Consider the following 15,553-nt stretch of genomic DNA (forward strand, 5'->3'; position numbering starts at 1 on the left):
TGTACGCATGATGAAAAATTGACAACGCGGATGCAGCTTTCAAATCAAGGATCTAGGCCTGCATCTTGAGAAAGCACATCAGGATGCGATTTATCATAACATCAATATTGTTTCCAGGCTGCAAATGTAGTAACAATGTGATGAGGAGTCATGCTTATACCAATCCCAAGTCATTCCATGACATGAGATCGCGTCTTTTTCCGGGGGCGCCGAGCCGTCTGGCTGCGTTGCACTCGTCATCCATAGCCCGCTATGGATTCCTCCTGCGCCTTTCCAGTCGAAAAAATCCATCGAACTCATTTGTCACGTTATGACTTGGAATTGGTATTAGTCGACAACTCGGGACACTCACGCCTGACAATCCGGACCTTGCTTAGGAAAATAACGCAATGGTTAAACCACCGAGCCGTGGGATGCGTCGAGTCCGCGACGATCTACGAATACACGCAACGAAGTTACCAAGGAGAAGCCGCCTTCGATCAGTTAACGCTGGCGCTTTAGTGGCATTAATTGAACATAGTCTAAGTTATGACCTATTTGCATACAGGTAAGCTTAAGTCGCCATGGTAAAACGGATGCGCAGCCAATTGGGCAGATAGCACTATCAATCCGAAAGTTACGCCCTGCTCCTCAGTGAAAAGAATCAGTATGCATGCGGCCGTCTGAACTCGCCTACTGCATTCATATCCAGGCTCAGCCCCAGGCCTGGACTATCCGGCAATGTCACCATACCTTCAACCACCTTCAGCCCAGGCGGCAACAACAATTCCCGCAGGGGGTTTGGATTGGAATCGACTTCCACATAGTCACGATCGCCAAACGCGCCTCGCAGGTGCATTGATGCCAGGAGCCCCACCCCGCCTCCCAACCAATGTGGACAGAACATTATTCCCGAGTCAATAGCGTGCTGTCCCACCTCCAGACAACCACTAAATCCACCCCATTTACCAAGGTCCGGCTGAATCACCGACAAGGCACCGGATCGAATCGCATCTGAGAATTCCCTGGCACCTCTCAGGTTCTCGCCTGCCGCTAGCGGCAGGGGCGTGGATTTGGCCAGTTGCTGCCACACCTCTATTGGATAATCAGCGGCGATAGGCTCTTCCAGCCACACTGGATTGAATTCTGCAAACCGTTGACTCATCTCCCGTGCCTGGTCTGGTGTCCAAGCCTGGTTTGCATCAACCATCAAGCTTGTGCCAGAACCGAACAGATCGCGCAAAGTACGCAAGTTGTGTAGATCGCGCTCAGCGCCGAACCCAACCTTCAGCTTGAATGCACGGTAGCCTTCATCATGCTTCGCAGCTGCCATTAACTCCGGGGCAGTCGGACTAAGCCCTGATGCATAAGTCCGCACCCGTGAGGCTCCACCAAACAGTTGCCAGAGCGGCTGGCCGAGGCGTTTTCCGACCAGATCCCATAAAGCGATGTCAGCACCGCTGATTGCCTGAGCTAAAGGGCCTGGCTCACCACATTGGATGGCAAGGATGCGCAGCCGTCGGCTTAACTCTTCGAATGCCTGAGTGGGATGTGACCAAGCCTGCTGCAATAGGATAGGTGCAACGCAAGACTCCAGCAGGCGCGCGCGATGTTCGGCCCCAACACTGGGGAAATTGCACCAGATTTCCCCCCAACCTACCGCGCCCTGATCGTCCTCCAGGCGTACTAATACCGCCGGACGGTCATACATGACACCAAAGGACGTCTGCACGGGCTCGTCAATAGGCACGCGCAGGACGATTGCTTCAACGGTAGTCAAACGGATAGATGGAAACGCGGGAAGTGGACGCATCTTGGTTTATCTTTATATAAACAGCATGAATACAGAAATTTTTCTGGAGCCGCCCAGATCATAAAATCGGACTCACTCTACGTCTTCGTAGTGCAAACCGGGGTGGAGATGAGAGAACTAAGGCCACCGGCAGAACAAAGGTAGGCAGGTAGAGTTTTCATAGTCATGATTTCGTTATACCTGGTCGACCGGCATCAGCGTTCCAGAGACATCATTAACGAGAGACTGCCGTTCCCGCAGCATGATATCGGCCCCCTTCTCGCCGATCATGATCGATGCTGCATTGGTATTGGCCGAAATCATGTCAGGCATGACTGAAGCATCAATCACCCGCAGTCTGTCGACGCCACGTACACGCAGTTGAGGATCAACCACCGCGCGCGGATCACTGCCCATCCGACAGGTACCGACTGGATGAAACACCGTGCCGCCAGCGGTACGCGCAAACTCCAGTAAATCCTCAGGCGTGGTGCGCCTGGTTCCTGGCAAGACCTCTTCTGCGACAAGATCGCGAAATGCCGGCTGGCGGTAAATATCGCGCAGCATTTGCACGCCGGCCGTCAGTACCTTGCGGTCCAATTCTGCATTCAGATAGTTCGTCTCGATACGCGGCGCAACAAGTGGATCAGCCGATCGGATCTGTATCTTCCCCTTGGAAAGAGGACGGCATTGGCAGGCCGACGCAGTGAAGCCTGGATAGTCATGCAAGGGCGTCCCGGGCTTGTCTACGGACAATGGCATCACGTTGAACTGCATGTCCGCGCGATTATCCTGCGCGTACTCGGTCTTGCCAAAACCGCCTACCTGTCCCGCGCCGACGGTCAGGGGACCGGATTGCCTGAACAGCCATTCCATCCCCATTGAAGCTAGCCGGAATGGATTTCGCACGTCATTATTGAGCGACATTTTTTTCTTCAACCGGACGATCGTACGCGCCTGATAGTGGTCTTTCAGATTCTCTCCCACTTCAGGGGCATCTACTACAACAGCGATCCCATGCTGGCGTAGCAATTCGGCCGGGCCAATCCCCGAAAGCTGCAGGATTTGCGGTGACTGAATTGCGCCTGCACTAAGTATGACCTCACGTTCCGCCTTGGTCTGATGGACTACACCTTTATGCCGCCATTCCACCCCCGTCGCGACCGCGCCATCAAACAGCACCCTATGGGTATATGCTTCGGTAATGACGGTTAGGTTGGGCCGTTGACGAACCGGCTTGAGAAAAGCCACGGCTGAACTTGAGCGCCAACCATTCTTTAAGGTGAGCTGGTAAGCTCCGACGCCGTACTCGGTAGCACCATTGAAATCCGGGTTGAACGGCAGGCCGTACTGTTGACCGGCCTCAAGCCAAGCCTGGCAGTACGGATGATCATTGCGCAGATCGGATACCCCAAGCTCGCCGCTGGCACCATGGTATTCACTTTCGCCGCCGGTGTATCCCTCGGAGCGTTTGAAGAAAGGAAGCACGGAACGGTAATCCCACCCTGTTGCCCCCTTTTTCGCCCAGTCATCGTAGTCCTGATGCTGTCCACGGATATAGATTAATCCGTTGATCGAACTCGACCCCCCGATTACCTTGCCACGAGGCCAGATAATATTGCGATTCCCGGCGCCCTCGCATGGCTCCGTATCAAACAGTCTCGAAAACCGCTCATCGTAGATTGTCTTGAAATACCCGACAGGCAGATGCAGCCAGAAATTGGTGTTTTCCTTTCCAGCCTCAAGCAACAACACGCGCACGTCCGGGTCAGCCGTTAAGCGATTGGCAAGCACGCAACCGGCTGAGCCCGCTCCTACGATGATGTAATCGTAGGAGCGCCCGCTTCCGGTCAGCTCCGGTTTCATGATTTAACAACGCCCAGATAAATCTTGGGATCAAAGTATTGCGATGCAGGCGTCGCGTTAGGGATCTTGGCAAAGTCGGTGAAGAAATCGGTCACTTGCTGCAGCCATTTAGTCACAGTGCCGTCGGTGTACATCTTCGTCCACTCGGCCGACGTAAACATCTTCTGGGCTTTCAGCTGTTCTTTCAAGTCTTCCAGCGGCACCTCCCTGTAATAGCTCTTCTGCAAGGTGTCTATCGACTGGTCCGGGTTCTTTACCATTGCATCATTGGCCTGTGCCCATACACGTACGATCTTCGCCAGGACATCCTTGTTTTTTTCATAGTAATCATTGCGGGCTGCCCAACCGCCAACGATCGCCGTCTTTGGATAATAAGCGGAAGCATCCGTGAGCATCTTGGCGGTCGGTACCCGATTACGTACCTGAATATTGAACGGCACCCATAATGCAACTGCGGGAACCGCCTTTGAGATAAAGGCGGTCACCGCGTCTGGCATACGCTGGTTGACCATCTCCACGCCCTTGGGGTCTACGCCATTGGCACGCAATGCATTGTCGAGAAATACATGGGCGGTCGTACCTGTGGTCGTTGAAATCTTTTTGCCGGCCAGATCCGAAATCTTGTTGATACCCATATCAGGATGGACCCAGAGCTGTGCAGTCGCAAACTCAATATCATTGATTAGGAAGACCTTGCCTTGTCCGCGTGCCGGAAAATTTGACAGGACGGCACCGGTCGAGAGCACATCAATGCTGCCGCCGCTCATTGCCTGGAACAGTTCCAGTCCGGTCTGAAAGCGAATGAATTCAGGCTCCAGCCCTTCCTTCTTCCACAGCCCCATCGACTCCGCGAGCCATATCTGCCCATCTACCGCGAGAGTGTGCAGATAACCGATCTTGAGCTTGGTATTTTGCGCCTGTGCTAGCTGGGGCTGGATGGTGGTGAGCGCAGCGGCAGATGCGAGTTGTAGAAATGTGCGACGTTCCATGTTCTTCTCCTGTTGTCTGGATGGTCAGGCTGCTTTGGCCTGTGCTTGCTGTGCTTCGTATTCACGCATGACAGAGGCATGGATGCGTGCTCGAATATGGTTGAACTCCTGCGTCTCTTGTAAGGACCGATGACGCGGGTAGGCAAATGGTATGTCCACCACCTCACGGATACGGGATGGACGCGCTGAAATGACAAGTACCTTGTTCGACAGATAGACTGCTTCCTCTACGGAATGGGTTATCAAGAGTACGGTCTTGCCTTCCGCATGCAGAACCTCCAGCAAGAGGTCATGCATGGCGCTACGCGTCTGAGCATCAAGCGCCCCGAAGGGTTCGTCCATCAGTACGAATTCCGGATGGACGGCGTAGGTACGAGCCAGCGCCAGGCGCTGACGCATGCCTCCAGATAGCGTCTTGGGATAAGCATGCCGAAAATGGGCTAGTCCCATCAGCTCCAGGTAACGCTCGATTGTGTCCCGTTTCTCAGCGGCGCTCAGTGTGTTATTGCGGCTCAGGTTCAGCCCGAAGGCGATGTTTTGTTCGACTGTCAGCCACGGAAAGACGCCATACTCCTGAAACATGACACCCCGATCAGGTCCGGGTCCACTGATAGGCTGGCCATCGAGCGTGACGCTGCCAGCCGTTGGCTTGATGAAACCGGCAGCCATGTTGAGCAGCGTCGTCTTGCCGCAACCGGACGGCCCAACCAGGGAAATAAAGTCGCCTTGATTGATACCGAACGACATGTCCTGCACCACGTCCAACGTGCCGTCTCGTGTCGGGTACCGCATCGAGACGTTCGCAAAACGGATACGTTCCGTTTTCTGTTCCATGTAGAAGTCCTTGTTATCTGCGCTAGTTCTCGACTTTGTCCTGCCACGACACAAGCCGCTCAGACACCTTGCGGATGATCAGATCCATCATCAGTGCAAGCGTACCAATACAAATGATTCCGAGGTAGATCGTTCCCAAATCAAAGAACGAGGACGCGTTCTGTATCATTGCACCTAAGCCCTGTTGTGCAGCCACCAATTCAGATGCAACGAGCGTTGCCCATGCCACGCCAAGTGCTACCCGCAACGCGGTGAGCATGTGGGGCACCGTCATTGGCAGCATCACTTTCAAGAAAATCTCCATGTCGGTCGCGCCAAGGGTCTTGGCAACACGGATATAGACCGGACTAATCTGGGTCATGCCTTCATACATGACAATGACGGCTGCAAAGAACGATGCGTAGAACAGAATGGCAATCTTTGCCACTTCGCCAATCCCCAGGTAGACGATAACCAGGGGAATGAGCGCAATCGGCGGTAGCGCACGAAAAAAGTTGATCAGCGGGTCGACGAACCGCCGGACCGGTTTATACCAGCCAATCAGAAAACCGACGGGGACTGCGAACAGCATGCCCAGCAAGAGGCCGAATATCACTCGCTTGACCGAGGCTACGATATTAACAAGCAGGTCGCCTTCGGTGACCGAGTGCCAGAACACGTCAAGAACAGCGGCCGGCGATGGCAGCAAGGTCGGATTGATCAGGCCGGTCGCGCGTAGCATGAACCAGAACCCGATCAGGCAAACAAATGGCACGATAGCCAAGCTGATATCCGCAAGATAGCTTTTACGATTGCTTTCCTTTGCCACGCTCGGCTCCGTAAGTTGAGTACTCATTGCTGCTCCCGTATCCTCTTGCGCACTGCTTTTTTCGGTGGGAACAGATCGGTTTCGATTTCGATCAGCTTTGCCGGATACTGGATGCGTGCGTAGTAAACCAGCAGCCCGTCCTGATTCAATAATCCACGACAGACATCAGCGACTGGGTCACCGATGCCGATATTGAGATGCCCTGCCGTTTCTTCGTCGGAAATCGTCACGCGCATGATCTGCCTGCCCGCAGTAATCTCGACATTCTCCATTGCGGCAAGCGCAGGAATAACCGTCGCGCTGCTAAAACCATCAGGGTCCTGCGCATAAGTTTTTTTCTCAAGGTAGATGTCGATCAGGCAGTACGGCACATCTTGGTGATAGTGCACCCGTCGCATCCGATGGTAAGCCTTTGCCACTTTTCCAAAATTGAACGCCGGGACTATCGCATGCTCTTCCGGGTCCAAATGTAAAAGGCGGATTTTGAGATCTGCAACAGTGGACACCAGGTCGTCGAAGTTATTGGGCAGCTTGAACCACCGCTCGCCTGATAAATCCTTGACGACAAAGGTTCCTAACCCGCGGGTTCGACGGATGATTCCCTGCTCTTCCAACCGGTTCAGCGAGGCGCGCAAGGTAATGCGTGACACCTTGTATTCTTCTTCAAGCTCATCCAAAGTCGGTATCTGTTCGCCAACCCGCCACTGCTGGTTTTGAATCTTCTGACGCATAAGCGCTTCTACCTGCAGATAAAGCGGCATGCGACTGTTACTAAAAACAGACTGGATTTTGTGCATAAAGTCATATTAATAAGCACTTTAGGATAAAACAAGGTGAATTTTTTAGTTTCTGTTAATCAATTTTCCATACATTTACGCAAAAGTGTAGTAGGTCGCGGGAACACCTGCCACGAAGTTCTTTGCATAACGTTATAACAACCCAAGCAGAAATCAGGAAGTGATTGAAGCTTCGCAGTACGGCCAAAAGGGCTGGACAACAGGTCTGCCACCCAGTGTTCCTCGGCATCTGAGAAGCCACGCGCATACTCAGGAACGCTGCGACGCGGAAGTCAGGATAGCGATATTGTCGGATGCCGGGCGTGGCTTGAATAATGAAGGCACGGTTGAAGAGCTACGGACGTTTCCAAGCTATGGCCGTTCGGCGTAGGAGGCCGAACCTTATATTGTTTTGCGCTTGCTGCCAGTGAAAACGAAATGGAAATTTGCTCCAATGTGCTTTGGAGCATGCTTATCAGACTTGAGCCGCAGATATTTTAATTAGCCAGCCTTTGATCGTTTGAGTACCGCACGATCGCTTTGCATGTCAGGTTTTCCACGGCCATCAGCCTGCCGTGCTGTGACGGAAACCGATGACCCCAGATCTTGCTTGACCATCGGTAGGCATTTTCCTTCACCACTGCTCGAAATCCTGCAGTCCGAAAAAAGTATCAACTAGCTATTTATAGTATGAGCTCCAGCTAGCTTCTTCCGCTGCATGACGATTTGGGTAAGCACGTCAGGGTCTGTGAGAGTGGATATATCACCGAAATCCTCGTACTCACCTTCTGCAATTTTGTGCAGAATTCGACGCATAATTTTGCCCGAGCGTGTTTTCGGCAGATCAGGTGTCCACTGGATTACATCAGGACTAACGATGGCACCGATCTGGTTTCTAGTCCATTCCTTGAGTTCTTCTTTCAATGCATCGCTGGGCGAGGCGTCGGCGTTGAGCGTGACAAATGCGTAGACGCCTTGTCCCTTGATACTATGGGGAAAACCAACCACCGCTGCTTCAGCGACCTTCGGATGCGCAACCAGCGCACTCTCAAGCTCGGCTGTACCGAGACGATGCCCTGAAACGTTGATGACATCATCTATCCGGCCAGTGATCCAGTAGTCGCCATCTGTGTCCCTTCGAGCACCATCACCGGTAAAGTATAGGCCCGGATACTTCGCAAAATAGGTGGTGCTAAAACGCTCGTGCGCGCCATACAGGGTTCGGATCATACCCGGCCCGAGCTGACGCAAAGCGAGGTAGCCGGAACCAGCCCCATGCACTTCGTGGCCATTGTCGTCCATTAACACGGGCTCGACCCCGAAGAACGGAATTGCAGCCGAGCCTGGCTTAAGAGCAGTCACTCCGGGAAGAGGCGCGATCATGATACCTCCGGTTTCCGTCTGCCACCATGTATCGACAATCGGGCACCTCCGTTCCCCTATGACGTTGTAGTACCACAGCCATGCCTCCGGATTGATTGGCTCACCAACACTGCCCAAAAGCCGCAACGATTGTCGGCTGGTGCGCTTGACCGGATCTGAACCCTGCTGCATCAGTGCCCGGATTGCAGTGGGGGCTGTATAAAGGATATTAACGGCATGCTTATCACATACCTGCCAAAAACGGGACGCGTCTGGATAGCTTGGAATTCCCTCGAACATTAAGGTGATCGCGCCATTTGCAAGAGGACCATAGATAATGTAGCTGTGCCCAGTCACCCAGCCAATGTCAGCGGTGCACCAATAAACGTCGCCATCGTGATAATCAAATACATACTGATGCGTCAAGGAAGTGAAGAGCAAATACCCAGCGGTTGTATGCACCGCTCCCTTGGGGGCGCCAGTCGAGCCGGATGTGTACAGAATGAACAGCGGATCTTCAGCTGACATGATTTCCGGAGGGCACACCGTGGACTGACGTCGCATCAATTCGTGCCATGCTACATCACGCCCCTTCGCAAGGCTTGTGGGAACGCCGTCGTGGCGCTGATACACCAGGCATTTTCGGATGGATGGACACGACACCAGTGCTTCGTCTACGCACGACTTGAGCGAAATACGGCGTCCACCCCGCCTAACCTCGTCGGCGGTGACCAACACCGATGACTCGCAGTCCCGGATCCGGCTAGCGAGGGCGCCTGCCGAAAAGCCGGCGAATACGACGGAATGGACCGCGCCGATCCGCGCGCAGGCAAGGATGGCTACCACGGATTCAGGGATCATCGGCATATAGATGGTGACCCGGTCCCCCTTCCGTACGCCGAGTTCCTTGAGGCCGTTTGCACACCGGCATACTTCGGCAAACAGCTCGCCATAAGTCAGTGAGCGGCTCTCGCATGGCTCGTCGCCCTCCCACAATATCGCCGTTTGGTCCGAGCGCTGGGGCAGATGGCGATCTACGCAATTGTAGGCTGCATTTAATCGTCCATCAGAAAACCACCTGATATGGATGTCATTAGGGTTAAAGGAACAATCGCGAATTTTGGTTGGAGCCTTGAACCAGTCGAGTCGGCCGGCGTGCTCTTTCCAAAAACCGTCGGGATACTTGATGGACCGCATGTATTCGCGGCGGTAGGTTTCTGCATCAATCCAGGCGCGTCTACTCCATTGATCGGGCACTGGATATGCGGGTATGTCTGACATGGTCCCTCCTACGTTTTTACCTTTGCATGGCCTGCGTAATCACTATCGCTGGTGATATCACGTCTGAATGTTTCGCGGATAAACAAGGAACCAACAACAAACGCTATACCTGCCACTATCATTGGATAATAAAGACCAGCGTATATATTGCCGGTCGCCACCACTACCGCTGTAGCAATCAACGGAACGAATCCACCGAACCAGCCGTTGCCTATGTGATAGGGCAATGACATTGAGCTGTAGCGTATGCGTGTCGGGAATAACTCGACGAGAAAGGCCGCAATCGGCGCATAGACCAGCGTTACATAGATGACGAGGATGGTGAGCAGCAGGATAACCATTCCATGGTTCATGCGGGCCGGATCTGCTGCCGTCGGATAATCTGCAGCCTTAAGCGCGTTGCTATATACCTCGGCGTCAAAGCCTTTGACCTCCGTCGCACCAATTGAAATTACCAGTGGTTCATTTGGCTTTGCATCCGCATGACGATATGGAACGCCGCGCTTGGCAAGAAAATCGCGAGCACTGTCGCATGGCTTGCCACAATCGCTGGCAAATACAATTACCGGGTTGGCGACCGTCGCTTCTTCGAGGCCTGGGTTGGCGTAATGCGTGAGGCCCTGAAAGATGGGAATGTAGGTGAGCACTGCAAGGAGGAATCCCAGCATCATTATCTTCTTACGACCGATGCGATCCGAGAGTGCGCCAAACAGAATGAAGAACGGAGTGCCGATCAACAGTGAAATAATGATCCATGTGTAGACGGTGACATAGTCTACTTTCAACACGCTAATGAGAAAGAACAGCGCATAATACTGACCGGTGTACCAGACCACACCTTCACCTGCAACCGCCCCAAAGAGTGCCAGCAGGACGATTTTCAAGTTATAGCCATTGGTGAAGCTTTCCCTCAACGGCGCCTTTGACGTCTTGCCTTGCACCTTGATCGCATTGAATACCGGAGACTCCTGCAGTTTTAATCGCACATAAACGGAGACACCAAGCAATACTGCAGACAGCAAAAATGGAATCCTCCAGCCCCATGCGGAAAAGTCTTCGGCACTCATGTTCAGACGGCAGATCAGTATCACAACGAGCGACAATACAATCCCAAGCGTCGCAGTCGTTTGTATCCAGCTGGTCGCGTAGCCACGGCGACCGCTTCCAGCATGTTCTGCCACATAGGTAGCTGCACCGCCGTACTCGCCACCTAATGCGAGCCCTTGTGCTAGTCGGAGGCTCACCAGCAACACCGGCGCCCACCAGCCAATGGACGCGAACGTTGGCACCAGTCCGGTCAGCACAGTTGCCAAGCCCATGATGACAATGGTCACTAGGAACGTGTATTTGCGACCGATTTTGTCGCCGAAGCTTCCGAACAGCAGTGCTCCAAACGGGCGAACGGCAAACCCGGCGCCAAACGTCGCGAGGCTCGCCAATAATCCCGCAGTTTCATTACCCGGTGGAAAGAACAACTTGCCGAAGAATACGGCAAGGCTGCCGTAAAGATAAAAGTCGTACCATTCGAACACCGTGCCAAGGGACGAGGCCAAAATGACCCGTCGCTCTTCTGAATGAATCGCTGCACCTTGCGGTTCCACCGGCGCTTGCGTCGTTAACGTGGTCATGTGTTCCTCCTGTACCTGCCCGAATCGGACAACTATAAGTAAGGGACACCGCATCATAGATGCGGTAGCAAGAGGTAGCCTGAGGCAAAGCCGGCACCGCATGCAGCAAGCATTGAATGCCCAGACTGCCATCGTGGTGGTGCCATACACAGACGTACTGCACCTTGTCAGGAATGATAGGATGGTTAAAAAACGTGGTCTAATGAATGTTATTGACAGTTTGTAGCAATATTTTTGCTGCAAAGGTTCTTCCACCTCAGGGAGACGGACTCATGGATACCGAGACAGTACGAACTTTCCTCGAGGTCGTGGATTGTGCGAGTTTCAGCCGTGCCGCCGACAAACTGCATGTGGCGCAGACGACCGTGAGTGCCCGAATCCGCATGCTGGAACAGCGTTTGGGGCGTCAGCTCATCGTACGTAACAAGGGCGGCATCTCATTGACTCGTGCCGGTGAGCAGTTTTTGCGCTATGCCCCCACCTTTCTACAGATTTGGGAGCGTGCTCGCCACCAAGTCGCGATGCCACCCAATCGCCAGGCGGTACTAGCGATCGGTGGGGAACTGAGCCTGTGGAATCCGTTTCTTCTCAACTGGCTTGTGTGGATGCGAAGAACTGCACCAGAGATTGCGCTACGGACCTCTCTCGGACTTCCTGAAGACCTGACCACTCGAGTAGCGAATGGCGTTCTTGATCTCGCCATACTGTATGCGCCACAATACCGCCCGGGCCTCGAAGTCGAATTGCTGTTTGAGGAAAAGCTGGTTCTCGTCACAACGTATTCCGAGCCACAAGAATTCAATAAGGGAGACTATGTGTATGTCGACTGGGGGCGTGAGTTCGCCTTGCATCATAGCCAGAGTTTCCCTGACTTAGGAAATCCTGGCCTGTTTGTTGGACTCGGTCCTCTCGCTCTCAATTACATTCTGGAGGTAGGCGGGTCGGGTTACTTCCGAAAACGCGCCGTCCATTTATACCTCCAGACCGGTGCGCTGCGACTTGTTCCCGATGCACCCGAGTATTCCTATCCTGCCTACGCCGTCTACGGCGCCAACGCGGACCCGGCTCCCATACGTCACGCACTGACTGGACTGCGCAACTTGTCGGTCAGCGACGAACGAAAGTTGGCACGAAAACGCGTACGCCAACCTAAGCCGGCAAGAACAGCGCTGTAAAAACTAACTGGGTATCCACTGCATGCCACGGTATCGACTTACCCAGTTATGATCTGTAGACGCGGGTCATCTCTATTCAGGAAGCGCGTCGAGCCTGCTCCAGGGCTTGGGGATTCGGACGGGCTTTGACCAGGATATCAAAGTCCTCGGACGATAAGGGTTTACTTAAGAAGTAACCTTGAAATGCATCGCAGACGCACCTGTCGAGAAAATCAAACTGGCTTTGTGTCATCACGCCCTCGGCGACAACCTTTAGGCCCAGGTTGCGACCCAGGGTGATTATCGTCTTTACCAGCGTTGCGTCTTCGTGATTTACTAGTACATCCCTTACGAAAGACTGATCGACTTTAAGCTGCTTGAAGGGTAAGCGCCTGAGGTAAGAAAGCGATGAATACCCTGTACCAAAGTCGTCCAGTGAAAATTCAATGCCAATGAAATTCAAAAAATTCATCTTTGATGCAGTACCGTCGACGTCGTCAAGCAATAGACTTTCTGTCAGCTCCAGCTTCAAACGGTGCGGGTCGGCGCCCGTCTTTTCGATAGCCGTCGTGATTTGATTCACGAAGTCAGGATGACGAAATTGTCGAGCGCTGACATTTACTGCCATGCTGAGTTGAGCCGTTTCTCTCCCGGTAGCCCATATCGCCAGTTGTCGACATGCCGTTTCTAGAATCCACTCTCCTAGCGGCAAGATCAATCCGGTGTCCTCGGCAAGATGAATGAAATGGACAGGGGAAATTATGCCTTGCTGCGGATGCCTCCATCGTAGCAAGGCTTCCGCACCAATGATCCGCCCGTCGCGATCCATCTGAGGCTGGTAGTACAAGAAAAAGTCACCATCCAGGAGGCTGCGACGCATCGTGGTTTCCATCGCGACCCGTGCCGTGATCGCAGCCTGCATTTGAGGATCGAAAAAACGTATCGTATTGCGACCGGCGGCCTTCGCCTGGTACATTGCGAGGTCGGCATGTTTAAGGAGTTCCTCTACCGTCTCGGAATTTCCTTGAAAGAGGGCGACGCCAATGCTGGGTGTGCTATGGTGTTCATACGAGTGCAGATCGTATGGTGAATTGAGGGATGCCCGTATCTGTTCCGCAATGGTGTCTGCATGGCCGGCTGCGTCTGCCGCGTGCATGCCTAGCTGACCAACTAAAACAACAAACTCATCTCCTCCCCATCGTGCCACCGTGTCGCCTTCCCGTACGGTTCGTGATAGCCGCTGAGCCACTTGTTGCAGGAGTAAATCTCCCATGTCGTGTCCCAGTGTATCGTTGAGAGCCTTGAAATTGTCGAGATCAATAAACATCACCGCGCCCGCACTACCGCGACGACTGTTGGCCACAAGTTCATGTTCCAGTCGATCAAGCAATAGCTGGCGGTTAGGCAAGCCGGTTAACGGATCATAAAAGGCAAGCTTATGTATTTCGCGTTGCGCAGCCTTGCGATCTGTAATATCGGTGTGGATCGAGAGAATCGATTGTGGGACGCCGTTGTCATCTCTTACCAACGTGGAGCGACCTTCGACCATGAAACAGGTGCCGCCCTTGCGCCGAACGGTGAGTTCGCCGCGCCATTCGCCAACCGTCAAGACTTCGTTCATTACGGCGTTGAACACTGGTGCGTTCTCGCAACCTAATTCCTGCTCCGACTTACCAAGTACCTCTTCCTTCGTCCAGCCGTAGAGCCTTTCTGCGCTCTTATTCCAGAATATGATTTTTCCACACATGGTAAAGACGAAGATGGCGTCCTGTGCCTTGTCGAGCAACGAAGCCTGTTCACGGAATCGTTGCTCGTTTTCCTTCAACGCCGCGATGGCTCGCTCGCGTTCAATCACGACACTTACCATATAAGAACAGGCCTTGAGCAATTCCATTTCCGCCAGCTCCGGCGACCGGGGAGTATCCGAATAGACGGCAAACGTGCCATAGATTTGCCCGAGACTGCCCATAATAGGAATCGACCAACAGGACCGCAGTGCACAGCGCAATGCCAGATCACGGTAATTCACCCACAGAGGGTCGGTGCTGATATCCGCAACAATAACAGGCTGGCCCAAGTAGGCCGCAGTGCCGCAGGAGCCGACATCCGGACCGATTTCCGCACCGTCGGTCCCGTCAATAAACTCTTTGGGAAGCTTCGGAGCAGCACCATGGCGTAGGCGACGCGTTTCGGCGTCGAGTAATAGAACCGAACAAGTAATGCGGGTACTTTGTGATTCAGCGAGATCGATAACGGCAATCAGAATCTCGTAAAGCGACGCACCAGCTGCAATACGTTCCATGATGCGCATCTGCGCATTGGTGAACAATTCACGCCGATGGCGGCTGGTAATGTCCTTGAAATATACAGCCAGTCCATCATGAATCGGATGGGCATGGATTTCAAACCATTGCTTCCGGGGAGCGTAATAGCTCTCGAATTCTATGGCCCGGTGCTCATCCATGGCGCGACGGCATTCCCGTTCGAAATCTGCCCAAGCAACGTCTTTAAACGCGTCCCAAAGTTCTTTCAGGAAAAACGTATGCCGTGGTTGCTGTAAAAGAGCTTCAGCGCTCTTGTTGATAAATGTGAACCGCCATGCCCGATCTACGGTAACAAAAGCATCGGTGATATCGTCGAGAGTAGGTATCAGACCATGTGACGGCCTGATGGATCGGGTTTCCATTTTCCAGGCACTTTCATTTTCTCATGTTCTTACAGCCATCCGTTCAGGACCGTATGTGGAAAAATTACGCGATAACGTGATGGATAGGATGATCGGGGTAAGCAGTTCGACTGCAAAGTTAACATAATGTTCGTTGCCCTGGCGCGATAGCTTCCAACTAGTCAACATGCAGCGTGTATAGAGAACGCGAATAGCCAAAGAAAAAATTAAATCAGGAAATATAGTTAGCGTCGTATATCGATCATTGAGCGCAGTTGCCAATCGCGGGGCGCAATGGGTCGCAGATCAGCGTATCGGGTGCGGTGTGCGTTCCGTGGATAATCTATTCGAGCTGCGCCTGTGGGATAAAGTGCTTATAGTTGAACTCTCCGACCGGACTGGCGTAGTCTGAACAGTCC

Annotated in this window: 10 protein-coding genes; 1 reads left to right on the plus strand and 9 read right to left on the minus strand. The window is 53.2% G+C overall.

What is annotated here, in order from left to right:
- Positions 1 to 643 precede the first annotated feature (643 nt).
- The 8 genes from ACFQUU_RS20165 to ACFQUU_RS20200 form a co-directional block, all read right to left on the minus strand.
- On the minus strand, positions 644 to 1,792 hold the full coding sequence (locus tag ACFQUU_RS20165) for a mandelate racemase/muconate lactonizing enzyme family protein (RefSeq protein ID WP_382249912.1): 1,149 nt from the start codon (positions 1,790 to 1,792) through the stop codon (positions 644 to 646).
- Between the two features lie 174 nt (positions 1,793 to 1,966).
- Positions 1,967 to 3,637, minus strand: a complete 1,671-nt coding sequence (locus ACFQUU_RS20170) for a GMC family oxidoreductase (protein ID WP_382249913.1) — start codon at positions 3,635 to 3,637, stop codon at positions 1,967 to 1,969.
- Positions 3,634 to 4,626 (minus strand): ABC transporter substrate-binding protein, encoded by a 993-nt coding sequence (locus ACFQUU_RS20175; protein WP_382249914.1) that lies wholly within the window; start codon positions 4,624 to 4,626, stop codon positions 3,634 to 3,636. Before ACFQUU_RS20175 ends, ACFQUU_RS20170 begins: the two co-directional genes overlap by 4 nt.
- Before the next feature lie 24 nt (positions 4,627 to 4,650).
- Positions 4,651 to 5,460 (minus strand): ABC transporter ATP-binding protein, encoded by an 810-nt coding sequence (locus ACFQUU_RS20180; protein ID WP_382249915.1) that lies wholly within the window; start codon positions 5,458 to 5,460, stop codon positions 4,651 to 4,653.
- A gap of 22 nt (positions 5,461 to 5,482) precedes the next feature.
- The gene (locus tag ACFQUU_RS20185; RefSeq protein WP_382249916.1) at positions 5,483 to 6,295 is read right to left on the minus strand and encodes an ABC transporter permease; all 813 of its coding nucleotides are present in this window, start codon (positions 6,293 to 6,295) and stop codon (positions 5,483 to 5,485) included.
- Positions 6,292 to 7,065 carry a GntR family transcriptional regulator gene (locus tag ACFQUU_RS20190; protein ID WP_382249917.1) on the minus strand — a complete coding sequence of 258 codons (774 nt, stop codon included), beginning with the start codon at positions 7,063 to 7,065 and terminating at the stop codon, positions 6,292 to 6,294. The genes ACFQUU_RS20185 and ACFQUU_RS20190 overlap by 4 nt, the downstream gene beginning before the upstream one ends.
- Positions 7,066 to 7,719: 654 nt before the next feature.
- Positions 7,720 to 9,687, minus strand: coding sequence for an acetate--CoA ligase (gene acs, locus ACFQUU_RS20195; RefSeq protein WP_382249918.1), 1,968 nt, complete (start codon positions 9,685 to 9,687; stop codon positions 7,720 to 7,722).
- An 8-nt stretch (positions 9,688 to 9,695) separates the two neighbouring features.
- Entirely contained in the window at positions 9,696 to 11,315 is a 1,620-nt protein-coding gene (locus tag ACFQUU_RS20200; RefSeq protein ID WP_382249919.1) for an MFS transporter, read from the minus strand.
- Positions 11,316 to 11,587: 272 nt separating this feature from the next.
- Here ACFQUU_RS20200 and ACFQUU_RS20205 point away from each other — a divergent pair, with 272 nt between their 5' ends.
- Positions 11,588 to 12,490, plus strand: coding sequence for a LysR family transcriptional regulator (locus ACFQUU_RS20205; RefSeq protein WP_382249920.1), 903 nt, complete (start codon positions 11,588 to 11,590; stop codon positions 12,488 to 12,490).
- A gap of 76 nt (positions 12,491 to 12,566) precedes the next feature.
- On the opposite strand, the gene ACFQUU_RS20210 is transcribed toward ACFQUU_RS20205, so the two are convergent.
- Complete coding sequence (locus tag ACFQUU_RS20210) at positions 12,567 to 15,155, minus strand: EAL domain-containing protein (protein ID WP_382249921.1); 2,589 nt, start codon at positions 15,153 to 15,155, stop codon at positions 12,567 to 12,569.
- Positions 15,156 to 15,553 lie beyond the last annotated feature (398 nt).

Source organism: Herbaspirillum sp. GCM10030257 (genome assembly GCF_042666555.1).
Taxonomy (GTDB): domain Bacteria; phylum Pseudomonadota; class Gammaproteobacteria; order Burkholderiales; family Burkholderiaceae_D; genus Noviherbaspirillum.